This is a genomic window from Vagococcus sp. CY53-2, from assembly GCF_022604695.1.
Classification (GTDB): Bacteria; Bacillota; Bacilli; order Lactobacillales; family Vagococcaceae; genus Vagococcus.
The window spans coordinates 148,626-172,910 of record NZ_JALAHP010000001.1 but is presented as its reverse complement, the minus strand read 5'-3'; the positions used below and the strand labels follow the sequence as shown (position 1 = coordinate 172,910).

Below are 24,285 nucleotides of genomic sequence, written 5' to 3'. Positions count from 1 at the left end.
TAATTTTAGGAGAAAAAAATCCCTCCTATTGTTTGAAATAGGAGGGATTAAACGTGTTTAGGGCATACTCAAAAAAACATCAACCCACACTCATACAACCACACCTATTCCACAAATAAAAACAAACGCATAACAAAAAAGCTTGTTCGATCGTTTTCTTCATTTTGCTTATAAATAGGATTTAGTTGTACATGTATTTGGGTCACCCTTTCTTAAATTGTTAAGACAACTATAACACGACGTGGCTTATTTTGACTACTCACTTTAATTGACTGACTTGAATGAAAAGAAAAGCGTTCGAAACAGCTCTGCCCTACACACTGCCAATTTGTGTTGGGTTTTTGTTTTTAGGAATGTCTTATGGTTTTTTGATGCGTAGTATGGGGTTTAGTGTGTGGTATCCAATGCTCATGAGTTTTTTTATCTATGCTGGTTCAATGGAATTTGTCACAGCTAATTTACTCATGTCAGCTTACAACCCACTTTATGCCTTTGTTTTGACGCTTTTAGTCAATGCTAGACACATATTTTACGGTATTTCTATGTTGGATAAATATAAAAATACCGGTTGGAAAAAGTTCTATCTTATTTATGGTATGTGTGATGAATCATTCACGATAAATTGTACCGTCACACCACCAAAAGATGTCGATAAAGGATGGTTTATGTTTTTTGTGACATTACTAAATCAGATTTATTGGGTAGGCGGCGCAACACTTGGTGCATTACTTGGTTCAGTTATCACATTTGATACAACTGGCATTGAATTTGTGATGACTGCTTTATTTGTTGTCATGTTTATCAATCAATGGAAAGAATCCTCCGACCATAGATCAGCTCTTATTGGACTCATTAGTTCGTTTATTTGTTTAATTTTATTAGGGGCTAACAATTTTATGTTGCCAGCCATGGCTTTAATCGTGTTAATCTTTACTTTAGATAGAAAAAATCTTGATAAACAGGAGGTGACGACATGATGACAACCATGTCTTTTTCACACCAACTCATTACGATTGGCGTTGTAGTCCTTGGGACGATGTTAACTCGTTTCCTACCATTTATATTATTTCCAGAAAATAAAACACCTCCTGTTTATATTACATATCTAGGAAACGTTTTACCTTATGCCACGATGGGTTTGTTAGTTGTATTTTGTTTAAAAGATACTGTCACAAGAGCAGTTGCTTTTCCTGAATTACTCGCAATTTTACTGATTGTCATCATCCATAAGTGGAAACACAGCACCTTTTTAAGTATAGGATTAGGAACCATTTTTTATATGGTACTAGTACAAACTATTTCATTTTAAGAAACTTGCATGAATAAAGAAAAACCATCTACCCACATTTGGATAGATGGTTTTTCTTAACCAATCATCAATTTTAGTTTTATATCTGACGGATCAAATACAGTAACCTCATTTTCTTTTTCCATTACTGGAATACCTAATTCTCTTAATGACGCCACAGTCTCTTGTCGTTTTTCTTCGCTTGGAAAGACAATTGAATAACTTTCGATGCCTGTTTCTGTTTTTTCAGCGTGTTTAATTTGTGTCCCTGACCAAGTGTTTAAGGCAATATGATGATGATAGTTTGAATCAGATAAAAACAATGCCTCTCTTCCATATCGACTGACCACATCAAACCCAAGCCCATCAACATAGAACTCTTTATTTTTTGCTAAATCATTCACTTGCAAATGAATATGCCCCATCACCGTTTCTTTTGGCAAACCATTCCAAACTGGGTTAACTGATTCTTTTAATAAATCATCAAAATCAACTGGGTCAGTCGTCATGGTAACTTCACCATTCGACCATTGCCAAACACTCGCCTCTCTGTCGACATAAATTTCAATCCCATTGCCATCTGGATCATTTAAATAAATGGCTTCACTAACTAAATGATCTCCGCCACCAAAACGAGCGCCTAGATGAATAAAATGTCTCACGACTTGAGATAAGTCTGCTCGTTTTGGTAATAGTAAAGCAAAATGGTACAAGCCTGTTCGTTGTTCTTGTTTTTTGTTGACAGTTTTTGGTTGGGTAATCGTTAACAAAACATCCTGACCATTTGTCGTAAATGACACACTGTTTGATGTCTGTTCTTTTATGTTTAATCCTAATACTTCCGTATAAAAACGTTTAGATTTTTCTAAGTCACTCACTTTAAGTGCAACATGACTAACAAAGGTAACTGGATTTTTATGAAATGACATATGCTTCAACCTCTTTCTTTTGTATAACTCTTACTTTATGTAAGTAACTATACTACGAAAAATAATCCAGCACAACTAACTTGTTTCATGATGTTATTTCTTAAATACTAGCGTCACTTTCGCACCTGTTTGATTTTTTTCTGGACGATTTTCGATGAGCAATGTCCCATGATGCCGTTCAACCATTTCTTTCACATGATACAATCCTAATCCGTGAGAAGTCGTATTATCTAGCTTACTTGACATATATTTACTAGGTGATGAGGCTAAAAATAAATCCGAAAATCCTGTTCCTTCATCTGTTATGGTCACTCGATACTCTGTCTCTAAATCTCTAAAATCTAATGTAATCGTTGAATTTAGGTTAGAATGCTCGATTGAGTTACTGATTATATTTTGTAACGCTATCGTGACATTTTCAGTTTCTAATGGAATAGAACTTGTATCAGTTTCCATCACGCTAAGCTGTCGTTGATGAGTGTTACATAATAAACGTGCGACACCAATCCAACGACTTAGTACCTCTTCGCTTACTGGTATTTTTTCTTCTGTGACATGACTTGAAATCTGTTTTAATCTTTCAACGTAAACTTCTAATCGTGATACGCCTTTTTCAATATCTTTCACCCGTTCACTTGAACTAGCAGTCAACTCTTCTTCATCTAACAATTCAAGATTCCCTTTTATTAACGTAATAGGGGTTCTGATATCATGAGTCACTGATTCAATTAAGTCTCGCTCGGTTTCCTGCATTTGCCACTGTTCTTGCAGAGATTTCTTTAAATCATTTGCCAATAAATCAATGGTAGATAATACGTCATTAATTTCTTTATAGTCACTGTTTATTCTTGGATAATCAAGATTTTGTTGCTGAATGTAGACACTGGCTGTTGATATTTTTTTAATCTCTCTTTTTAGTATCTTAGTTAATCTCACAATCAAAAATAAAAAACCACTTATCCAAACCAAAAAAACAACGAGCCAATAAAAACCTTCAAAATGTGGAATCAACTGATTAAGTTTTTGTGATGCAAAGAATGGACTTAATTTGTAGCTGACAACTAGTTCTTTATCATTTATAGTGTAGTATCGAAACACTCTTGCCCCAATAAAACTATCTTTTGACGCTCTTGCTGTTTCTTGTGCTTTTTTGACATAAGGTTGATAAGTCTCACTGATGTTACGATCCACCACTTGCCCATTTTTAATATACTCATACTTATAAAAAAACGGCAGTTGATCTGGTGTCCAACTCTCAGATTTAAAGTCTTTTTCAACCTTACCCAACTGACTTTCAGGGTAATTAGCTGGGTAAACAATACCAGTATTGACCAATATATTTAGTAGTAAAAAGAAAAAAATCATGACGAAAAACGTATAAAGTAACTCCATCACAGCGTATGTTGTGACCAAACGAGTCAGTCCTTTTCGATTTGCCATTTATACCCAACTCCCCATACTGTTTTAATTGGATTAATGCCAACTAAATCAAATTTTGCTCGAATCTGCTTCACTCGTTCTGTAATCGTTGTTTGACTATCTCCCACTGCTTCTAATCCATAAATAGACGTATAAAGCTGTTCTTTTGAAAAAACTTGCCCTTTATTTTTTAATAGTAATTCACATAACTCATATTCACTTGAGGTAAGTGATACTTTCGTTTCCTCGTAAAAAAACTGCTTGGCAATCAAGTCACAGGACACCGGATAATCAATCAATCGATGATGCTTTTGTCGTTGCTCTCTTCTTAAATGAGCAGCAACTCGTGCTCTTATTTCTTTGATAGAAAAGGGTTTGGTCACATAGTCATCCGCCCCTAAAGCAAATCCTTCAAGCTTATCTTTTTCAAAATCTTTTGCTGTTAAAAGAATGATTGGGGCATCAATTAGTTCTCTGTACTGTTTTAAAAAGTCAAAGCCTGACATCTCTGGCATCATCACATCTAATATCACTAAATCATAATGCTTTAACTCATCAGGATTAACTCTATTTGCACCTAATTTAGTCTCCACTGTGTACTCTTTACTTAACGCATTTTCTATTAGTTTTAATAAATCCTCGTCATCATCAATGACTAATATTTTCATCACTATTCCTCCAATCGTGTGACACCATCCCACTTATTATACCAAAGTGACAATCCCCATAGTGTGATTGCTATTACTAAAACTGTCCCTATTAACACTAGACTGACAATATGAAGACTCATTGTTCCTTTGCCTACTTCAAAAGTTAATTTAATTGGCCAAGTAAAGGGTAAAAACAGCCACACTCTCTCACCCAAATTCGTTGTCCCAAGTAAGATTGCTGCTAATGTTATTAAGCATCCTACCAAAATACTACCAGTATAATTAAATCGTAAAGATAAATACTGATAAATAGCAATCATCGGCATTAATGTCATTAACAGGATAACTGTTAAGGTAATAACTTGTATCAGGTTAAACTCACTATTTGTAACAAGTAAGGAAAAAATAAAAAAACTCACTGCTAAAAGAATAATCACTAGACAAATCAGTGTGATAAAAACAAATCGGGTAAAAAATACTCGTCGTCTGTCGATGCCGATTCGTAAATCGTTGGCATAATGACTGGCTATTTTATCAGGGTCATAAATCATTGGGACAAGAAGACTTAATGAAAAAGTCGATATAATGGCTAACATCGCATAAAACGAGAGAACTTCTTGTCCTTTTAAAGTCTTTGAAAAAAAGAAATACAAACACACGATAAGTGAATATAAAATTGGTGCAAGGATCATCAACACTCTCACTGGAGTCCTTTTAGTGCGTAGCCAGTATGATTTTAAGAGATTAGTCATGGTCTTTCCTCCTAATAATAATGGTCAAAGTAATTAAAATAAGTAGATAAACCATTAAACTTAACATAATACCTAAATAAGTTGCATGAGTAGTCATCAATGGATTCTCCTCAGTTAAAAATGTGCCATTTGGATGGACCCCTATAATTGGTGCAAGCATACGTAAGCTATATGCCCATGGGAAAAAGACCCATTTTGATTGGACTGCTATTAACGCTGAAGGAAAAACCAATAAAAAGTTTATTAAGATAACCACCACTTTTTTATGAACGACATAAAATAATAAAAATGACATGCCAACAACAGGCAAACTACCTATAAAAAGTGTGATGGTAGCCATGATTAAGGTCTTAATGTGAATTGTTTCCTTAAAAATAAATATCCCTAATCCATCTGCCAGTACAGAAGATAAAATTAACATAACAAATAATTCAGCTAATACCACTACATTTTTTGCAAACAACATTTTACTTCCACTGACTCCCAAACTCTTTTGACTAACAAGGTGTGATGGTGTTTCCTTACTGCAACTATTGACTACCAATAAACTTAATATGACAGGTAAAATCAAAATTGGATACCAATTAAAGGTCGTTGCCATCACGTAACTTTTACCAGTTGGTGCTACTCCCATTAGACTGACCATCAATAAATTAAACACTACAACAATCACTGGAACAAGTTTCATCAAGGTCGCATTAGCAGAACGTTTGTCTTTAATGAATTCTGCCTTTATATAGTTATTCATAATCCTTACCATCCTTTTTGATGATAGTCATAAACAAGTCTTCAAGATGAGTACCCGTCATATCATTTTTCCCTTCGTAACGTAAATGTCCATGATTGATGATCCCTACTTTATCAGCAACTTGTTGTACTTCACTTAAAATATGACTGGACAAAATCACGGTTATTCCTTGTTTTGAAAATGATTTGATTAACTCTCTTAATTCTTGTATCCCAACAGGATCTAAACCATTTGTTGGTTCATCTAAAATCAATAACCTTGGTTGATGAATCAATGCCATCGCAATGCCTAAACGTTGTTTCATCCCAAAAGAAAAATCTTTTGCTAGCTTTTTTCCAGTGTTTTCTAACGACACAACGGATAGAACCTCTTTGATACGTGTTTTTTCTATATTAAGTAATGTAGCTAAAACGTCTAAATTTTCATAAGCTGTTAAGTTAGGATAAATAGCTGGACTTTCTATAATCGCCCCTATCTCAAGTAAATCAGATTGGTTTAATTCATGTGAGTCAAAGTAAATCGTTCCAGAATCTGGTTTAATTACTTGAGTAATAATTTTTAATAAGGTTGATTTCCCAGCCCCATTTGGTCCTAATAAGCCATAGACTGTGCCTTCTTCTATCGTTAATGAGATATTATCTAAAACAGTTTGATGTTTAAATTGTTTTGATACTCCTTTTATTTCAATTATGTTTGTCATCATATGTCCTCCTTTTGATGACTTAACTATAAAGGGTAAATATAATGAAATTATAATGAAATAAAAACAGCAAAAAATAATTCATAAACAAAATTAAAAAGAACAAAAAAACACCTAATTTGCTCGATTTGAACAAATTAAGTGTGTGATTTATTGATAAATTGCTTTTATAGGATCTAATTTGGCTGCATTAATAGCTGGTATAACACCAAATATTAACCCAATTCCTGCTGAAATAGACGCTGAGAGTATTGCCATACTTGGACTAACAATTGCTGTAATACCATCTGCAAAAGTGGAAATCAGTGTTGCAAGTCCCCATCCAAAGAAGATCCCAATGACGCCACCAATTAGTGTAATAAACGCTGCTTCTAATAAAAATTGTAATAAAATAGTAATGGGTTTTGCCCCAATGGCTCGTCTAATCCCAATTTCTCTTTTACGTTCAGAAACAGACACATACATGATATTCATCACGCCAATTCCACCAACTAAAAGTGAAATAGCTGTAATAAATAATAATCCTGTTACAACTGCTTGAAGCATCGATTCAATTTGTTGTCGTGCTTGTTCATTTGAACGATCTTCTTCAAATGTTCCAACTAAATTAGGGTGTTGTTCTTTAAGTAATGTATTTGCTTGATCAATAACGGCTTGTCTATCACCGTGTTCTGTCATTTTTAATTTGATTGCATTGATTGGTTTATTCTTTGCAAGGTCATTAAACGCTTTTTTAGGTACTTCGTCAAAAAAGGCGGAATCATCCATTATCATGGCACCATCATCAATCTTAGGCTTTACACCAACTACCAAAAATTTTATACCATCAACATCAATCGCTCTTCCAATAATATCTTTAGGTTTTCGGATGCCTAGCGTTGATTGCATGGTATCATACGTGATGATAATACTATTTGATTCTAATTGCTCAGTAGTAAAACTATTTCCAAAACCAACTGGTGTATTCGTTTTACTTGTTGCCACAATTTGACCACTACCTGAAGTGTCAAAATAGTTTAGTGTACTCGTCACCATCTCTTTAGCACCGAATCCAAACCCATAATCAGCACTAATGGTATCAACACCATCGAGTCCTCTTAACAGTTTTAAATCAAGTTTGTCAAACGCAAACGGCTCTTCGTCTTGAAAGCCAATACTATCATCACTCTGATCAACCTTATAGATTAGACGAATCACGTTAGCATCGGTAGATTCCATTACTTTTAAGCTACTTTGCTTCATCCCTTCACCGATTGCTGATACTGTCACAACAGCTGTGATTCCAATAATAATTCCAACCATCGTTAAAAAAACACGTAGTTTATGTGCCCTTAAACTTAAGAAAGTACTTAATAATAGATTTTTAAGCATTGATAAATTCCTCCTCGGTAAGGAATAAACCATCTTTCATATAAACCACTCGTGTGGCATACTTTCTCATATCAGGATCATGAGTGACCATGACAATTGTTTTTCCTTCTTTATTTAAATTCGACAAGATAGTCATAATATCTTCACTCGTTTCACTATCAAGGGCTCCTGTCGGTTCATCTGCCATAATTAATAGTGGATCATTAACTAAGGCTCTAGCTATGGCGACACGTTGCTGTTGTCCTCCTGATAACTCAGTCGTTTTAGAAAACTCTTTTCCTTCTAGACCAACCATAGCTAAATAGTCTGAGGCGATTTGACGACGTTCTTTTTCTTTTTTCTTTCCACCATACACCATTGGTAATTCAACATTTTGAATCACATTTAACGATTGTATTAAGAAAAATTGTTGAAAAATAAATCCGATGTATTCGTTTCTTAAAGTCGATTTTTGATTTTCAGTTAATTCTGACGCGTCTTTATTATCAAAAATATACTCACCATCTGATAGTTGATCTAAAAATCCAATAATATTCATGAGCGTCGTTTTTCCACTACCGGATTTCCCCATAATCATGATAAATTCGCCTTGCTCAATAGTAAGGTTGAGATTTTTTAAGACATGCAGTGTTGATTTGCCGACTGGATAGTATTTATTTATATCATTTAACTCAACTAATACTGGGTTGTCGTGACTCATTATTTTTCTCCTCCTTCATTTTCGGTAACTTCACCTCCAGGAGTTGGTTCACCTACTGTTAAAGGTGCTTTGGATGAAATAATGACACGATCTAATCCTTCTAAACCACTTGTTACGATAATTTTATCTTTTGATGCCCCTTGATCGGTCGTTTCAACTACCCGTTTTGCAATTGTGCCAAAATCATCAACGAGTACATAAACTTCTTTCGTTTTATCATCTACTTTTACGGCTTCTTTTGGTATTTCTATTTTTTTATCTTCTAGCTTAATCGAAGCTTGTACATGGAATCCTTTGCGAATTTCTTTTGCATCTTTTAAACTTAATTTTACTGTGTAAGTTGATAAAGAATTCCCACTATTTGATGCACCACCTTCTGTTGCTTGCTGGGTATTCGGAATATTAGACACATAAGTGACTTCACCTTTGTATAGTTTATTATCCGCAATGGTTCTAACGTCCGCTATTTGTTTTTCTTTAACTTTTTCTAAGTCTTTCTCATTGACACTACCTTCAACATAAAAATCAGTTGATGATAACGTTAAAATGGCACTATCCCTGTTTTGGTCTTGTGGAATAATAACCTGACCGTCAAAAGGTGCAATGACTTTATTAACCTGTTTTTCGCTTAATTCATTAATTTGTGTTTGTAATTGACTCATTTTAATATCATAACTACCTAAATCATATTTTAATTCTATGCTTTCTTTCGATACAGGGCTACTGGTAGCTTCTCCTGATTCTGAGGTTGGCGCATTATTCATTTCATTTATTTCAAGTTGCATTTGTCTTGCAGCTTTTTCTTTTTCGGCTTGTGTTGATTCAATTTGAAATTTCAAGTCTCTAATTTGAGAGTCTGTTGTCTCATCTAAGTATTGATAAAGCACTGTATCTTTTGTGACATTTTCACCATTTTTTACGTTTAAATCACCCAATTTACCTAGAGTTGTATCTTTGGTAAATTCTTTTGACATAACAGGAGTTACCACACCATTAATAAACACTTGATCAACATTTTCAACGGTATAAAACTCAATTTTTTCTTCTTCCTTTGTGTTTACTGGCTCTTTTTTCGATAACACCATTTTCCCACCGATTGCAGCAATCACTACCAACCCAATAATACTCCCAATAACCACTTTTTTCTTTTTTGACATCCTCAATAACTCCTTTTTCATTAATAATTTAAGTATACCTAAAAAAAGCATTGGAAAAATCAGTCGATGGTCCTATTGTGAGTGAGTATAAGAAAAGGGAAAAGTCCGCCTTGACCTATGAAAAAATAGGAAATTTGACCCTGAATGAGCAGCGAAGCGCGCAATGGCGAAAAGTTATCTTTTTTTCACTAGGTCAGGACTTGGGAGCTAGACATTGACGGCTGAACTTATAATCCCCTAGTCTATTAAAAAAACTACCTAGTTTTCACTAGATAGTTTCAACGTTATTTAAATAAGTTTGAGAAGAAATCTTTAATCTTTTGCCAAATTCCTTTTGCTTTTTCGACATTTTCTTCTGACAATAAATTATCTTTAAATTCTTTACCATTTTTCACAATGTCATCTTTAAACCCAGATAATTGACTGGTTAATTCTTTATCTGTGATGGCACTTGTATTAGTAAAGTTCACCATGTTATTGACGACTTGCGTTTTTAGTTCTGGTGTAATGGCTTCTTGCAGGCCGTTTTTCTCAATTTGTTCGTCAACCACATTGGTTACTTCTTGTTTCTTTTTCTCATCAGACATGTCACTTAATTTCTTATTAATTTTTTGTAATTCCATTTGAATATCAGCTAACATGACTAAGATGTTTTCTGAAGAATAATCTTTATTATCTTGGTTTTGTTGATCAATGGCAGAAACCACTTGCATTTGATCTTGTGCTACTTCACGCTTTTCATCACGCTCTTTTTGTTCTGTTTGATTAGAGGCAGGATCTACTTCATCATAAATCTTATAAATACCAGCTAATGCACCACTACCATCCATTGGTCGAACGCTTGCAATACGAATGTAGGCATCATACACACCACTTGTAATCGCTGCTGAACGATACATTGCTTCAGTTCTTGCGGTAATTTTATCTGGTGTCACAATATCTACGGTAACACCTGACCCACTTTTTGTACGAGCAATCAACGCACTTGAATAAGCTTTTGACGAACTGGTAAATTCTGGAACGTCGGTCACATATTTCACTAAATCATTGCCATCAACAATGTATTCATTTATATTCTGAGTGTTTGCTCCACTTAACATGGATACTTTACTCAGGTCTTTTGTTAAAATATCACGTGTTTGTTGCTTTTCAGCATCTGTTAAGCCATTACCTAATGCGATATTTGGAATATCCCATCCTTCATCTTTCGCTTTTTCTGCAGCCGAAACTTGCGTACTTAATCCAACTGTTGAAAGTAGTGTAAGACCTAGTAAAATCTTTTTAAATTTATTCATAACATCACCTTTTCATTTTTTAATTCATTACAAATGTAACACATCTATTCCTTATTTCCATCCATCTTTAGAATGAATTAAGTCTTTTTATTGATTATTTAACATTCTTTTAAAAAAATCAATTAAAAACAAACGCACTAGCTTTAACTAGTGCGTTATTATTTTTATTCTAAAAAGTCTTTTAATTGTTTAGAACGAGAAGGGTGGCGTAATTTTCTTAACGCTTTTGCTTCAATCTGACGAATTCTCTCACGAGTCACACCAAATACTTTTCCGACTTCTTCTAATGTACGAGTGCGTCCATCATCTAAACCAAAACGTAAACGTAAGACATTTTCTTCTCTATCAGTTAATGTATCAAGCACACTTTCTAATTGTTCTTTTAATAATTCGTAAGCTGCATGTTCAGCTGGACTAGTTGCATCTTGATCCTCGATAAAATCACCTAAGTGCGAGTCATCTTCTTCTCCAATAGGTGTTTCAAGTGAGACAGGCTCTTGAGCGATTTTTAAGATTTCACGTACTTTTTCAGGTGATAAATCCATCTCTGCTCCAATTTCTTCTGGTGTTGGTTCGCGTCCCAAGTCTTGTAGTAATTGACGTTGGATACGAATTAATTTATTGATTGTTTCAACCATATGAACTGGAATACGAATCGTTCTTGCTTGATCGGCAATCGCACGCGTAATTGCTTGACGAATCCACCAAGTCGCATAAGTAGAAAACTTAAACCCTTTTTCGTGGTCAAACTTTTCAACTGCCTTCATTAATCCCATGTTCCCTTCTTGGATTAAATCAAGAAATTGCATTCCACGACCAACGTAACGTTTTGCAATACTCACCACTAAACGTAAGTTAGCTTCAGCTAATTCTTGTTTTGCTTCAGGGTCACCTTCTTTAATACGTAGCGCTAAAGCAACTTCCTCGTCAGCTGTAAGAAGTGAGACACGACCGATTTCTTTTAAGTACATACGAACGGGATCATTGATTTTTACCCCAGCTGGTGCAATTAAATCTTCTTCTTCTTCTTCTTTTTCTTTTGTCTTCTTAGATTCTTGATTTTTTTTAGCGACACGCAAACTATGTTCACTTGGCTCGCCTTTTTCATCCACAACGCTAATTCCTGCGTCCTCAACTTTTTCAATCAATTCATCCATATCATCAGCATCTAATTCATAAGGAGTAGCTAATTTATTGGTTAATTCATCATAAAATACTGAACCTCTAACTCGATTTATTTTGATGAACTTGGTTACTTCTTTTTTGTATGCGGCATCTTTTTCCATTTTTGACATGATGGACTCCCCCTTGTATTATCCCCAATTACTTAATTCTTTTTGCAATTGGATAATTTCTAATGTTACTTCCATTTCTTTGATAGAATCACCTATCTGTTTGACCTCTTGTTGCTGTTTCTTTAAAGCGTTTATTTTAGACTGAATACTTGCTTTTTCTATCACTTGTAAACAATCACTAATCTCCCGGTCATTACTTTGTTCACTAAAATTTTGCATGGTAATAGTTATTAATACATTACGTAAATTGTCTTCTTTCAAATAATTAATAAAATCTGCCAATTCAACTCGACCATACAATTCATAAAAACTTGCTATATGTTGAAATAATTCCTGATAGGCATCATGAATAAATGAAAAGTTAGGCTGACTGATTATTTTTTGAAATGTTGTCTTCTCATTTAACGCACGAAATATTAATAACCTTTCGGCTTTTTCAACCACATCTATGTTTCTAAATTCCTGTGTTTTAGGAACGATGGTTTCTGGCCTTCTAGGTATGATTTGTTTAAAAGCTTGCTGCTTATTATCTTGTATTAATTGATTTAATTGAAGTTGTAACGTTTCTTTAGAAAGGTTAAATTCTTCTGATAGTTGTGTTAAAGCGAAATCTTTTTCAATAACAGATGGAATCATAGCTAACTCTTTTAACACAAGCTCTAGATAAGCTAAAACATCTGATTCGTTTGCCAAATTAAAATCTTGCATCAAATAAACGCGTTTAAACTGAAACACAGTTTGTTTATGGTGTAATAATTCGTTTTCTAAAGCATCTGTTCCATACATCATCCGATAATCATCTGGATCTAGTTTATTCGGTAAACTGACTACCTGAACCCCGATTGCGGTATTTTTGGTCAATAATTCAATTGCCCGGTTGGTCGCATTGATGCCGGCTGAATCACCATCATAACAAATCGTCACATCTTCGCACACACGCTCTAATCGATGAATTTGTTGCTCAGTTAAACTTGTTCCCATAGTGGCGACAGCATTTTTAACACCAGACATATAAGACGCCATAACATCCATAAATCCTTCAAATAAATAAACCTCATTTGTTTTTCTAATATGAGGTCTAGCTAAATGAAAATTATAAATCACTTCTCGCTTGTTAAATATCTCCGTTTCAGGACTATTAAGGTATTTAGGCTGCTTTTTATCCTTATCTGGTTGATCTGTTGGCATCTGCCTACCTGAAAAACCAATTGTTTTGCCTTTAGCATCCTTTATTGGAAACATGACTCGATTAAAAAACCGGTCCATCAACGTGCCATCATCTCTTTCGACAAATAAACCTGACTCATCAAAAGGACCGTCTTTAAATTCTTTTTGCATAACTTTTAATAAAATGTCTCGGTTGTCAGGAGCAAAGCCTAACTCAAACGCATCAATATATTCTCGAGAAATACCTCGTTGTTCCAAATAAGTCATAGCATCTTTACCAACTTCTGTATTTACCAGAATATGGTGAAAAAAACTTTTAGCATGTTCGTGCATCTCAATTAATGTCTGATGTGTACTATTTTTGGGTGTTTGTTGCACACCAGAAAATGACGTTGTTGGCAAAGATACATTTAGTGGTTCAGCTAGTTTCCCAACTGCCTCAGGAAATGATAATCCTTCTACTTCTTGAATAAAAGTAAACACATTTCCACCCTTACCACATCCAAAGCAATGAAAGATTTGTTTATCCTCTGCTACGGTAAACGACGGTGTTTTTTCATTGTGAAATGGGCATAAGCCTAAATAATTTTTACCAGATTTTTTTAATTGAACATAGTTTTCAACGACCTCAACAATATTTGTTTCTTGTCTAACTGTATCAATTAATTCTTGAGGGATTAATTGTGGCATATTGATAAGTCATCCCCTTTTTACATAATTAAGTCAGAAAAGTCGCACTGAAATCAGCGCGACCACGACATAACTCTTCATAATAAATTATAACATAAATCATTTAGTTTGCAACAATTTGTGCTTAGTTAAAAGATCCCATTTTACCCGTAATTAATTTATCTAAAATGAGCTTACCAATAATCGAACAAATAACAAGTACAACAAAAACAGGTAATGTAGTAGCATTTAGCCAAGTGATTTCTAATAATGATGTAAATAGCATTGCCGCTACAAACGTTCCAACAGTTGTTGTCACCGCTAAAAATAATCGGAGTGGATTAAATGGCAAACACGCCTTAATAACTGCCATAGCACTAACAGCAATCAACATGTAATACATTAATGTTGTTTGATCGATTCCTGTAATGCCTAATTTTGGAGAAACAAAATAGATCACTAACATATTAATGACTACTAACAATGCATTTGGCAACGCTCGTCGTAGGGCAGTTGGTAAAAATTTTGTCGTAATTTTACGTTTGTCAGATTCAAATGATAAGAAGAACGTAGGATAGCCTTCTATTGCTAAATCAAGCAACGTAATTTGAATCGGAATAAATGGGAATCCAATTGCTGCTGCCATACAAATAATGGACAAGATAAATGAGTAGATAGTTTTAATAAAAAAGATACTCGCAACTTTTGTCACATTATTAACCACACGTCGACCTTCAAACAACACATCTGGTAAGGTAGTAAAATCAGAATTTAATAAAACCAAATTAGCCATTTGACGTGTCGCATTATCCCCTTCAGCCATGGCAATACTACAGTCTGCCTCTTTCATCGCTAAAATGTCATTCACACCATCACCCGTCATAGCAACAATATGGTCTTTTTGTCTTAGTGCTTCGACTAACCATTTTTTCTGTTGTGGACTCACTCGACCAAACACAGTATAGTCATCCACAATAGCTTTGACCTCTTCTTCTGTTTCAATCGTTGATAAATCAATATATTCCTCATAGTGATTTAGACCGGCACGTCTTGCTACATTTGATACAGTAATTGGATTGTCACCAGAAATAACTTTCAACGCAACCCCTTCACTGTCTAGATAAGCCAATGTCTGTTCTGCATTTTCTCGAATAGCATCTTCAATAATTAAGACAGATAATGCTTCAACATTTCCTATTGTATCAGTTAGCTGAGTGGCTGATTGATCGATCCCTAAAAGAAGGACTCGACTACCTTGTGCCTGTGCTTGATAAATTTCTTGTGGTAATTTATCTTCTGACACTAAACGTTCTGGTGCTCCAAGATACACACATCCCACACCTTCAAACAATACCGCTCCCCATTTTCTATCTGATGAGAACGCTAAAGCATCTAATACATTTAAATTAGTTGACGTTTGATAATAAGAACGCAAGGCTTGCATGGTCAAATTATTATCATCTGTCGCATTAATATAGTTTTCCATTAAATTGGTTGTGTTTATTTCTTTGAATGATGGATTGACATCAATCACTTCTGACACCAACATGTTTCCCTGCGTAATCGTACCAGTCTTATCTAAACACAACACGTCCACATGTGCTAATGTTTCGATTGAGTGCATGTCTTGAACCAATACTTTTTTCTTTGTTAGTTTGACCACACCTGTTGCTAAAGCAATACTAATTAATAACACCATTCCTTTTGGCAGCATACCTAGTAAGGCAGCAGCAGATGACACCACAGATAATTTCAAATCACTTTGTCTTAAAAAATACGCTTCTAAAAACAAAATCATACCCAAAGGGATGATAATATAACTGGTAAATTTCGCCACTTTTCTGATCGATTCAACTAATTCAGAAGTGACTGGTTTATGAATTTTAGCTTCTTCAGCGATTCTGACGGCATAATTATCTTTTCCAACATGAACCACTTTGGCCACACATTGACCACTTGTGACATAGCTTCCTGACATAAGTTGACTGGCAGTTGATTTTTTGATTAGATCAGCCTCACCTGTTAATAACGATTCATTTACCTCAACATTTCCAGACAAAATTTCCATATCAGAAGGAACTTGTTGCCCTGCAGATAAAATAACCACATCATCTAATACTAATTCAGTGGTGGGAATGCCGATTGTTTGATTGTCACGAAAGACTTCAACGTTTTCTTCGTTCACAATCGATAACTGTGACACAAGATTTTTCGCTCGAATTTCTTGTGATACTCCAATGACCACATTTAAGATAATAATAGCCATAAAAAACAGATTGCTATAAGCTCCAACTAAAGCTAAACAGATAGCAATCACAACATTTAACAAATTAAATAAAGTAAAAACATTGTCATAAATAATCTCTTTGTTGCTTTTTGATGTATCAGAAACATAATCATTCACTTGTCCCTGACTAATACGCTGGTTAACTTCCGCTTGGGTCAATCCTTTTTCATTCATTCTCATTATATTTACTCTCTCTTTTCATGATTTCTTCCATTATTGTATAGATTTTTTCGGCAAATTTAAAGCTTCTTAACAAATAATTAAACTCCTAACTAGAAAAGCTTAGGAGTTTAATCGTCGTATTATGTCTTAGTCAGGTTTGTATCACTCACCAGGCAAGGATGCATATTTTCCATTACTAATCGCAAATACTAAATGAGCGTTTGTTGCGATATATTGATTATAAGCATTTGCATGAACAATTTGGCCTTTTTCTTTATCTGAATCCACATAATAGACTTCATACGTGACACAAGCCCCTTTTGAATTAAAGTTATCGTAAATTAATTTAGGGATATCTCCTTCTAATTGACCGAAGAATGATTTAATATATGGTCTTCCAGAAGAATAAACAACATTGACGGCTTTTTCATCATTTCCCGTTAATTTTTTTCCGGCTTCAATAGACTGAGAAATCAATTGGCCAAAAGGAACACTATCGGAAAAAGCTTCTTTCGTCATAACTTGTAAATCACTTGTTGCATTGGTTGCTTCTTCAATTGAATAGTTAGCAAAATTAGGCACAACGACAGCTTTTCCAACAGAGATAGAAACACTCATAGACTCCTGTTTAGCTATCTTAGTATCAGGATCTACTGTTTGAGAGACAACTAATCCAGCCTCAATTTTATCAGAGTCCACTTCTTTATAATCGACTTTAATATCGTTTTTCTTAGCCCAATCTTCTACATCACTTTTAGATTTCTTACTAAAATCTGGGACTGAAATATTTTTTTCAAACACTTCTTTTCCTTTAGAAAAATAAACGTTCGCGATATCTTGTCGTAAATAATTTTCCTTAGTGACTTCTTTGTCTGTAAATTCAAGCTTAATAAATTTACCTTTGTCAACTTTATCATTGTATTCATCAATAAGGGAAACATTATCCGCTTTATTTTTACTTATCCATTGTTCAACTTCTGATTTAGACATTTTTTCAAAATCAGGTAACGTGATTTTTTCTTTGGGATTAGCCCCTTCACTGACTTTAAAGGTGATATTAGACCCTTTTTTTAATTTCTTATTTGGTGCGACAGATTGACTAATCACACCATTTGTTTCGACTTTGGTAGAATACTCCTGTTCGATTTTTGGCTTCATTCTATTTTCTGATGCCCAGTTTTTAGCATCAACAACCGTTTTATCAGAAAAATTAGGAACACTTACACGTGTCACCTGGTAATAAATAATATAACCAATGAGTAGTAAACCAACAACCGAAGCCCCAATCACCGCTTTGCGTTTAGTTTGTTTGCTCTGATAATCTGGATCGATTTCAATATCATCTTCAAGTGATTCTTCCTCTATTGGAACAATAGATTGGTTAGGAATAGTTTGGCTCTTTCTTTTTCTCTTTTTTTTTCGTCTTATTTTTCCTTCATGTTCTGGAAGGACTGATTTGTTGCCATCGACGTCATCAGATAGTAAATCGTCCTCTAATTCTGCATTCTCTTCTAATTGTTCCTCTTTTTTACTTTTTTTATCATTTAATATTTGTTTATAATTGTCATGTTCGAAATTTGATAAAAAGTCAGACATTCTCTTTTAAAACTCCTTTTCTAAGAAGATAGGAATGATCTGATTGCAATGCTATTTCCGGCGAGTGAGTAACTACAATCACGCATTTATTATGTTTGTGAGCAAGCATTTTAAATATTTCCACAATCTCTTGTTCCATCTCTTCGTCTAAATTACCAGTTGGTTCATCAGCTAAAATAACATCAACGTTTGTTGCCAACGCTCTAGCAATTGCCACACGCTGTTGTTCGCCACCTGACAATTGCGTCACCAATCGTTTAGCTTTATCGTTTGATATGCCCATATAATCTAATAGATTCATAGCTACTTTTTCCTCATTTTCTGGCAATTTATTATCCGTTATTGCCATTGGAACCAACACATTTTCAACGGCTGTTAAATAGGGAATTAAATTATAATGTTGGAAGATAATACTAATATAGTCACGACGATACTCATCATAACCTATTTTTTCTATATTTTTTTTCTCGTAAAAAATACGTCCTCCCTGTGGTTTATCCAATCCAGCTAAAAGAGATAAAAAGGTTGTCTTACCAGACCCAGATTGCCCTACAATGCTGTAAAATTGACCTTTTTCAAAGGAGACATTCGTATTTTTTAAAATAAAGCGCCGTGTATCACCATCTTGATAATAGTAATTTAATTTACTTGCTTTTAAGATTGACATAGATTGGCTCCTTTACATCATCATTTTTTTCGGATTCAGCCTCATGATATAGACTAGAGGAACAATCGTTGATAATAATACGACAATCAACCCAATTAAATAAAATAATGCAATATATGATGGTGTTAACGCTATTTCATATGACCTCATGACGTCATCTTCTGTGATACCGACGTCAGCGACTGGACTGCCATACATCATCATATTATCGTCTATCGAATTATTTTGCTGTGTCCTCATCAATGAATCAGAAAAACCTTTCGCTAATAGATTACCAGAAAAAACAGATAATGTCATGGCAACTAACGCAACTAACACCACTTCAACGACAATTTGACCCACAATCTTTTGGCGTTTTTCCCCCAATGACAAGTAAATGCCCAATTCATGTTTTCTATCTCTTAAGAAAAGAATCGTCACCAAGGTAATAATAAATATAGAGGCTAATACAGAAGCCATTAAAACGATTTTAGAAATTTTCGCCATTCCTTTAATTGGTCCAGCTATTGAATCAAATTGGTCAGCACTCGCTTCGATTTTATAATAATCCAACCCATTGTCTTTTAGTATTTGATCTCCTAACAATCGGAAATCTTCAATTTCCTCAGGTTTATTAAGAACATAGGTTGCCACAATATTTTTATAAGAAAATTCTTTCAATACTGTCTCTTTATCCATTACTTTTTCGTTTTCATCTAAAAAATTATCTGGAAAATTATCGTATGTAAACTCTAGCATTTCAGCTTGTGTTTTTTCAATGTAATGATTTGGTAAATAAATAGTGTTTAATTTATCATATAAATCAATTGTTTGGTTCATTTGCTTTTCACTATCTTTTTGTGAATTACCAGTTGATTTTTTTGCTTCTACTTCTTTTACATCAAATAACCCAATAATTTCAACAGGATAATCTTTAGATTTTGTTTCAACGTCATTGCTATCATCAGAACCACCTTGATTATACTGTTCAATTGTGCGATCAAAAACAGCTTTATCTCCCACATGAAGATTATTCTCTTTAGCTACTTTACTTGATATAATAGCAACAGATGATCCTTTTTTTATGTCCTCTTCATTAAAATTTCTACCATCAACTAACCTTATTTTCTTTGATTGTTCATCAATCAACTCAGGTCTACTTGCCCCTTTAATATCAAAATAATATAAGCCATTGTAACTGCGACTGTAACTTCCATCAGATGGTTCAACATTTTTTATTTTCTTTGTTTGCATCATATCTATAATGGAGTAATCATAAAACTTTACTTGCTTTAATGCTCCTATTTCTTGATAGACTTTAGCTGTTGGTTCTTTCATGTCTAGCGTTTGACTAGATGAGTCATCTAGATCTTGCAACTTGTCTTGATTAAATGATACAGTCGCATTTGCGCCTAATTGTGTTTTTATCTTCGTTTCAACACCCTTTGTTGCCTGCTGAATAGCAATAGCCCCTGCCATTAAATTACCTAAAATAAATATAACCAAAAATAATATCAATGACTTTCCTTTTCGTCTTTGGATGCTCAACAAGGCTCTCTTAAAAAAGGTCACTTTCTCACTCCCTTTACATTGATTGTCTTACCTCCCATTTTATCACCCTTTATTATAAAATTCATTAAATTTTCATAGTTTAATCCAGAAACATTCAATTTATTTTAATCATCATACTTTAGATTAAAAAATGACTATAAAAAAATACCCCAAAAATATTTAGGGTATTTTATATGTACTTATTTAAGGTTGACCTTCCATAATCTTCCAAGTAATTTCGCCAGTATAACTACCAGTATGAATATCACCTGAAGAGCCTAACTCTAATTTAATCCCATCAGATTTTGGCTTATCTCCCCAACCATTACTAATGTCATAAATGCCTGCTTTGTTTTCTTTATCACTAAAAATAGCTTGGGAATTTTCAGATAACACAGTATCTTTTCCATTAGACACATAATGAATAACATCTTCTAATACTTTTCCATCGGTGGTTTGAAGTGGCGAGCTCATTTGGGCATACATAATCCATCCATCTGTCGCATTGGCTCGTGTGTCACTAACAACTAATGGTTTATCATAGGTTGGTTTTTCAACCCGATTAGGACGCGCAATGTAATTGACTGTTCCAAAATCTAAGACCGTTGGAACCGATTGAATCATCACAGTCCCTTCTACATAATACACAAGGGTCATTTCCGTATCTGTTACCTTGAAGGCAGTTTCTTGATCTGGACCACGACCAAGTAAGTACCCATTTGATTTAAGTAACTCTTGTTGGGTCTTGATATGTGTGTCTTTAGTTAAATCAAGCGTATCACCAACTAGCGCTTTAACTGTCGTGGTATAATCATCTAACACTTTTCCTGCTTCATTGATGAAACTGATGGTTAAAACAGCATCAATATCGGTTACTTTTACCGTCATAGTACCAGTGATATCATCACTAACTCCTTCACCGGCATCTTTTGCTGAAACAACTAAAGAAATAGTATAAGGGGTTGATTTGATCTGTTCAATATCAGCTAAACCACCCAAATCTTTAACAGAAACAACTTGACTTAAATCAATTTTTTTACCATTTAACAATTTATACGCAGATATATTTCCTTTAGATAAGATGTACTCGTTCATTTGTTTTTCAGACATATTACGTAAATCCTTAAATGAAATAGATAACTCATCTCCAGAAACATAAGTACTTGACTCAACCACAGAAAGGGTGGTATCAATCGTTGCTGTATTACCTGCTTCATCCGACACATCAACCTTGACTTTGTGGTCTCCTATTTCACTCATATACGCATCAATCGTTTCTTTTGGATTAGCTTCATTATATTGATAAGTATAGTGTGTATTATTAGGATTTGTATCTGAGACATTAGTCACTAACACATTTGGATCTGGCGTTTCTCCATGAACAGGTAAATAATAGTGAGCGCCTTCCGCTGTTGGCGGGGTCTTATCTTGAACCGTATTGATGACATAATCATCTTTGGCATTTAAGAACCCATACGCTTTGATTTTATCCCCTGCGACTAATTTAAAATCACTCGGAACGTTAAATTCATATGTTCCAGTATTACTTGCAACAACGTGATATTTTTTATTTTCACCTTCTACTGGAGAAGGAACCGTTGCATTAGGTAATAAAATATCCTTGCTAGGATCCTTTTCATCAACGACTTTATAAAAGGCTACACTTGATCCATTATTGACAACACCTTTAAGGACTTGACTACTTGATAATTTAGGATTATCACTGAGCTCACCAAAGCCAATGTTCACATCGGGAATATAATCAAATAATACACGTGACATATTTTGTGTTTTGTAATTATTAATAAAATCATCACGCATTTTATAAGTGAGACTGTTAGCCGTAATTTGACTAGGAGAACTACCATTATAGCGAATATCTATCCCATACATTGGACTCCAATCATACGATGGATGATCATCTGATTGACCCGCGTCCTCTTTTGTCCAAGCTTTTACGGCTTGAATATCTGCTAAAAAGTCACCAGTGGCCATACCAATTAGAGAAGCATTAGCATTGCCGCGGACATCTAAATCAATTCGTCGAGCATTGGCAAATTTGAAATTCGCCCCTGAAGCAAAATCTAACATGGTTCTTGTACCAGAACCGTTTTTTATTTGGGAAGTAAAGAGACCACGTTCACCAATAATAAAGGTAGATTTATTAGCACCGTATATCACGGAATCCGTCGAGGTTCCTTCACCATCTGAAACAAATTTTACATTTCCTTCATCAGATACATTAAACAATGAATCGGCACCTAAGTTTAAGATGTTCCCTCTACCGCCATCTTTGTTAATTAACATACTACCTGATTCTGCTACGTTAATTTTTGAATTAACTCCCATTGATATTACAGGAGCTCCAGTAGTCATATTTCTAGCAGATACATTTAGTTTAGCATTTTCACCAACATTGATTTGAGAATTTTGTTTTAACATAAAACCAGCATATTCTTCTGTACCATTTTGCCTCTTAGCAATAGGTCCATTTATATTCACATTAAATTGACTATTTTTTGATAAATTAACACTCGTAATCCAATCTCTGGTATAGGAATTGTCATAATACCCCAATCTTACCGGTACCCTAGTCGTTCCTTCAGCCGTTTCTGCCACTAATGTTGAATTTTCACCAACATCTATCCGACCATTTCTATTAATATTAATCACAGAATATAAATTAGGATCTCTATTGGAAACATAATAGTCATTATTTTCACCGATATTCCCTAATGTTTTCAACGTCACTTTAGCATTTTTTCCAATAACCATAGATGGTTGAATACTTCTCACAGGTTCTTGATCAGAATACCAACTACCTAAAATAACAGCATCGCCATTATCAGTAGTAAATGTATTTTCTGAGCCATCAGAAAAGCGTAAGGTATGAGCTTCAATACCAGCTTGATTATCTTGAGATAAACGAACAAAACTTCCATCAAAAGAAGTATAGCTACCTGTTTTAGTATATACACTATTTTTCCCTTCAAACGTTATAGTAGCCTGAAAAGCTGCCGTTACTTGAGATCCAATATACGAAACATTACGATATGTAATCGATGTTCCATAATTTGTCGTATCAAACATAGAAACAGGCCCGTAATAATTAGTGCCATAAAAATCTAAATTGTCAAGTATCGCATGTGGTGTCACCAAAGCTCCGTTTAGTCTTTGACCTCTAAAATTTCTCCAAGCATAACTAGCAAATAAAAAATCAATAGAATAACCATTACCAAGTAACACAAAATCTTTTCTGGCATTAGCTAATGAAACATTACCTACATTACTTGTATTTTTTAAAGAATTTTGTACGTCAATAACAGTGACATCGCGATCCCTAATAGCTGTATCAAATTCGTTCCAAGTAGTTGGCTTAGCCACTTTTCCTGTGTAAATAATCACATCGGTAGACAATGCTTTGCCAGTACCTGAATACTCAGCTGGGACTGTTAACGTGACATGATGTTCTGCCAAATCATTAGAAGACGTAGAAAATAAATCACCTAAGTCTCCTACTTCGATTTTGTCTGTCACATCACCCATCAAACCATAACCAGTAGCGCCACTCTCGTATAAAATCATCTCTTTAGCCGCTTGTTCATCACCATTTAGCGCCTTGATATCTTCCATACTTTTACCAACATTGTATGCTACAATTCCCGTTCCTTGACTATCTAGACTTATATCTTTAAGATACGTGAAATTACCAAATTCTTTCTTATTCGATACTACTTGATTTTGCCTTAATGATGAAGATACGTTAACAGAACTTTCTGCCTCAACGAGTCTTCCACTTATCATAACAAAAAAAACTAATAGGAAAGAACATAACAACCAAACTTTTTTCCTCATTTTTTATCCTCCTTATATTGCAAATAACCTCCACTTCTTTTTTAGATT

At 34.3% G+C, this 24,285-nt stretch carries 19 protein-coding genes; 2 read left to right on the top strand and 17 right to left on the bottom strand.

Annotated elements, in window-relative coordinates; translation table 11 throughout:
• Positions 1-281: 281 nt before the first annotated feature.
• Both MN581_RS00890 and MN581_RS00885 read left to right on the top strand, forming a co-directional pair.
• The gene (locus tag MN581_RS00890; protein WP_241698968.1) at positions 282-977 is read left to right on the top strand and encodes an AzlC family ABC transporter permease; all 696 of its coding nucleotides are present in this window, start codon (positions 282-284) and stop codon (positions 975-977) included.
• Positions 974-1,309, top strand: a complete 336-nt coding sequence (locus MN581_RS00885) for an AzlD domain-containing protein (RefSeq protein WP_241698967.1) — start codon at positions 974-976, stop codon at positions 1,307-1,309. Before MN581_RS00890 ends, MN581_RS00885 begins: the two co-directional genes overlap by 4 nt.
• Before the next feature lie 56 nt (positions 1,310-1,365).
• On the opposite strand, the gene MN581_RS00880 is transcribed toward MN581_RS00885, so the two are convergent.
• From MN581_RS00880 to MN581_RS00800, 17 genes are all read right to left on the bottom strand, one after another.
• Positions 1,366-2,217 carry a VOC family protein gene (locus MN581_RS00880; protein WP_241698966.1) on the bottom strand — a complete coding sequence of 284 codons (852 nt, stop codon included), beginning with the start codon at positions 2,215-2,217 and terminating at the stop codon, positions 1,366-1,368.
• A 93-nt stretch (positions 2,218-2,310) separates the two neighbouring features.
• The gene (locus tag MN581_RS00875) at positions 2,311-3,657 is read right to left on the bottom strand and encodes a HAMP domain-containing sensor histidine kinase (protein WP_241698965.1); all 1,347 of its coding nucleotides are present in this window, start codon (positions 3,655-3,657) and stop codon (positions 2,311-2,313) included.
• Complete coding sequence (locus tag MN581_RS00870) at positions 3,636-4,307, bottom strand: response regulator transcription factor (RefSeq protein WP_241698964.1); 672 nt, start codon at positions 4,305-4,307, stop codon at positions 3,636-3,638. Before MN581_RS00870 ends, MN581_RS00875 begins: the two co-directional genes overlap by 22 nt.
• On the bottom strand, positions 4,307-5,038 hold the full coding sequence (locus MN581_RS00865; protein ID WP_241698963.1) for a hypothetical protein: 732 nt from the start codon (positions 5,036-5,038) through the stop codon (positions 4,307-4,309). The genes MN581_RS00870 and MN581_RS00865 overlap by 1 nt, the downstream gene beginning before the upstream one ends.
• Entirely contained in the window at positions 5,031-5,786 is a 756-nt protein-coding gene (locus MN581_RS00860) for an ABC transporter permease (RefSeq protein WP_241698962.1), read from the bottom strand. Before MN581_RS00860 ends, MN581_RS00865 begins: the two co-directional genes overlap by 8 nt.
• A complete protein-coding gene (locus MN581_RS00855) occupies positions 5,779-6,486 on the bottom strand; it encodes a lantibiotic protection ABC transporter ATP-binding protein (RefSeq protein WP_117972248.1) in 708 nt (235 codons plus the stop codon). The genes MN581_RS00860 and MN581_RS00855 overlap by 8 nt, the downstream gene beginning before the upstream one ends.
• A gap of 150 nt (positions 6,487-6,636) precedes the next feature.
• Entirely contained in the window at positions 6,637-7,857 is a 1,221-nt protein-coding gene (locus MN581_RS00850) for an FtsX-like permease family protein (protein ID WP_241698961.1), read from the bottom strand.
• Positions 7,850-8,557 (bottom strand): ABC transporter ATP-binding protein, encoded by a 708-nt coding sequence (locus MN581_RS00845; protein WP_071456915.1) that lies wholly within the window; start codon positions 8,555-8,557, stop codon positions 7,850-7,852. The genes MN581_RS00850 and MN581_RS00845 overlap by 8 nt, the downstream gene beginning before the upstream one ends.
• A complete protein-coding gene (locus MN581_RS00840; protein ID WP_117972245.1) occupies positions 8,557-9,714 on the bottom strand; it encodes an efflux RND transporter periplasmic adaptor subunit in 1,158 nt (385 codons plus the stop codon). Before MN581_RS00840 ends, MN581_RS00845 begins: the two co-directional genes overlap by 1 nt.
• A 284-nt stretch (positions 9,715-9,998) precedes the next feature.
• Positions 9,999-11,009 carry a DUF1002 domain-containing protein gene (locus MN581_RS00835; RefSeq protein WP_117972244.1) on the bottom strand — a complete coding sequence of 337 codons (1,011 nt, stop codon included), beginning with the start codon at positions 11,007-11,009 and terminating at the stop codon, positions 9,999-10,001.
• Positions 11,010-11,173: 164 nt separating this feature from the next.
• The gene (rpoD, locus tag MN581_RS00830) at positions 11,174-12,295 is read right to left on the bottom strand and encodes an RNA polymerase sigma factor RpoD (protein ID WP_241699213.1); all 1,122 of its coding nucleotides are present in this window, start codon (positions 12,293-12,295) and stop codon (positions 11,174-11,176) included.
• Between the two features lie 27 nt (positions 12,296-12,322).
• Entirely contained in the window at positions 12,323-14,161 is a 1,839-nt protein-coding gene (gene dnaG / locus MN581_RS00825) for a DNA primase (protein WP_117972243.1), read from the bottom strand.
• Positions 14,162-14,285: 124 nt separating this feature from the next.
• Entirely contained in the window at positions 14,286-16,607 is a 2,322-nt protein-coding gene (locus MN581_RS00820) for a cation-translocating P-type ATPase (RefSeq protein ID WP_241698960.1), read from the bottom strand.
• 144 nt (positions 16,608-16,751) lie between these two features.
• Positions 16,752-18,185 (bottom strand): PASTA domain-containing protein, encoded by a 1,434-nt coding sequence (locus MN581_RS00815; protein ID WP_241698959.1) that lies wholly within the window; start codon positions 18,183-18,185, stop codon positions 16,752-16,754.
• Positions 18,178-18,852, bottom strand: a complete 675-nt coding sequence (locus MN581_RS00810; RefSeq protein WP_241698958.1) for an ABC transporter ATP-binding protein — start codon at positions 18,850-18,852, stop codon at positions 18,178-18,180. Before MN581_RS00810 ends, MN581_RS00815 begins: the two co-directional genes overlap by 8 nt.
• 12 nt (positions 18,853-18,864) lie before the next feature.
• The gene (locus MN581_RS10140; RefSeq protein ID WP_241698957.1) at positions 18,865-20,403 is read right to left on the bottom strand and encodes an ABC transporter permease; all 1,539 of its coding nucleotides are present in this window, start codon (positions 20,401-20,403) and stop codon (positions 18,865-18,867) included.
• Positions 20,404-20,586: 183 nt separating this feature from the next.
• The gene (locus tag MN581_RS00800) at positions 20,587-24,237 is read right to left on the bottom strand and encodes a pectate lyase-like adhesive domain-containing protein (RefSeq protein ID WP_241698956.1); all 3,651 of its coding nucleotides are present in this window, start codon (positions 24,235-24,237) and stop codon (positions 20,587-20,589) included.
• Positions 24,238-24,285 lie beyond the last annotated feature (48 nt).

Excerpts from the sequence above, each read along its gene's own strand:
- MN581_RS00890 (WP_241698968.1), top strand. The coding sequence starts at position 282 with ATGAAAAGAAAAGCGTTCGAAACAGCTCTGCCCTACACACTGCCAATT.
- MN581_RS00885 (WP_241698967.1), top strand. The coding sequence starts at position 974 with ATGATGACAACCATGTCTTTTTCACACCAACTCATTACGATTGGCGTT.
- MN581_RS00880 (WP_241698966.1), bottom strand. The coding sequence starts at position 2,217 with ATGTCATTTCATAAAAATCCAGTTACCTTTGTTAGTCATGTTGCACTT.
- MN581_RS00875 (WP_241698965.1), bottom strand. The coding sequence starts at position 3,657 with ATGGCAAATCGAAAAGGACTGACTCGTTTGGTCACAACATACGCTGTG.
- MN581_RS00865 (WP_241698963.1), bottom strand. The coding sequence starts at position 5,038 with ATGACTAATCTCTTAAAATCATACTGGCTACGCACTAAAAGGACTCCA.
- MN581_RS00860 (WP_241698962.1), bottom strand. The coding sequence starts at position 5,786 with ATGAATAACTATATAAAGGCAGAATTCATTAAAGACAAACGTTCTGCT.
- MN581_RS00855 (WP_117972248.1), bottom strand. The coding sequence starts at position 6,486 with ATGACAAACATAATTGAAATAAAAGGAGTATCAAAACAATTTAAACAT.
- MN581_RS00850 (WP_241698961.1), bottom strand. The coding sequence starts at position 7,857 with ATGCTTAAAAATCTATTATTAAGTACTTTCTTAAGTTTAAGGGCACAT.
- MN581_RS00845 (WP_071456915.1), bottom strand. The coding sequence starts at position 8,557 with ATGAGTCACGACAACCCAGTATTAGTTGAGTTAAATGATATAAATAAA.
- MN581_RS00840 (WP_117972245.1), bottom strand. The coding sequence starts at position 9,714 with ATGTCAAAAAAGAAAAAAGTGGTTATTGGGAGTATTATTGGGTTGGTA.
- MN581_RS00835 (WP_117972244.1), bottom strand. The coding sequence starts at position 11,009 with ATGAATAAATTTAAAAAGATTTTACTAGGTCTTACACTACTTTCAACA.
- rpoD (WP_241699213.1), bottom strand. The coding sequence starts at position 12,295 with ATGGAAAAAGATGCCGCATACAAAAAAGAAGTAACCAAGTTCATCAAA.
- dnaG (WP_117972243.1), bottom strand. The coding sequence starts at position 14,161 with ATGCCACAATTAATCCCTCAAGAATTAATTGATACAGTTAGACAAGAA.
- MN581_RS00820 (WP_241698960.1), bottom strand. The coding sequence starts at position 16,607 with ATGAGAATGAATGAAAAAGGATTGACCCAAGCGGAAGTTAACCAGCGT.
- MN581_RS00815 (WP_241698959.1), bottom strand. The coding sequence starts at position 18,185 with ATGTCTGACTTTTTATCAAATTTCGAACATGACAATTATAAACAAATA.
- MN581_RS00810 (WP_241698958.1), bottom strand. The coding sequence starts at position 18,852 with ATGTCAATCTTAAAAGCAAGTAAATTAAATTACTATTATCAAGATGGT.
- MN581_RS00800 (WP_241698956.1), bottom strand. The coding sequence starts at position 24,237 with ATGAGGAAAAAAGTTTGGTTGTTATGTTCTTTCCTATTAGTTTTTTTT.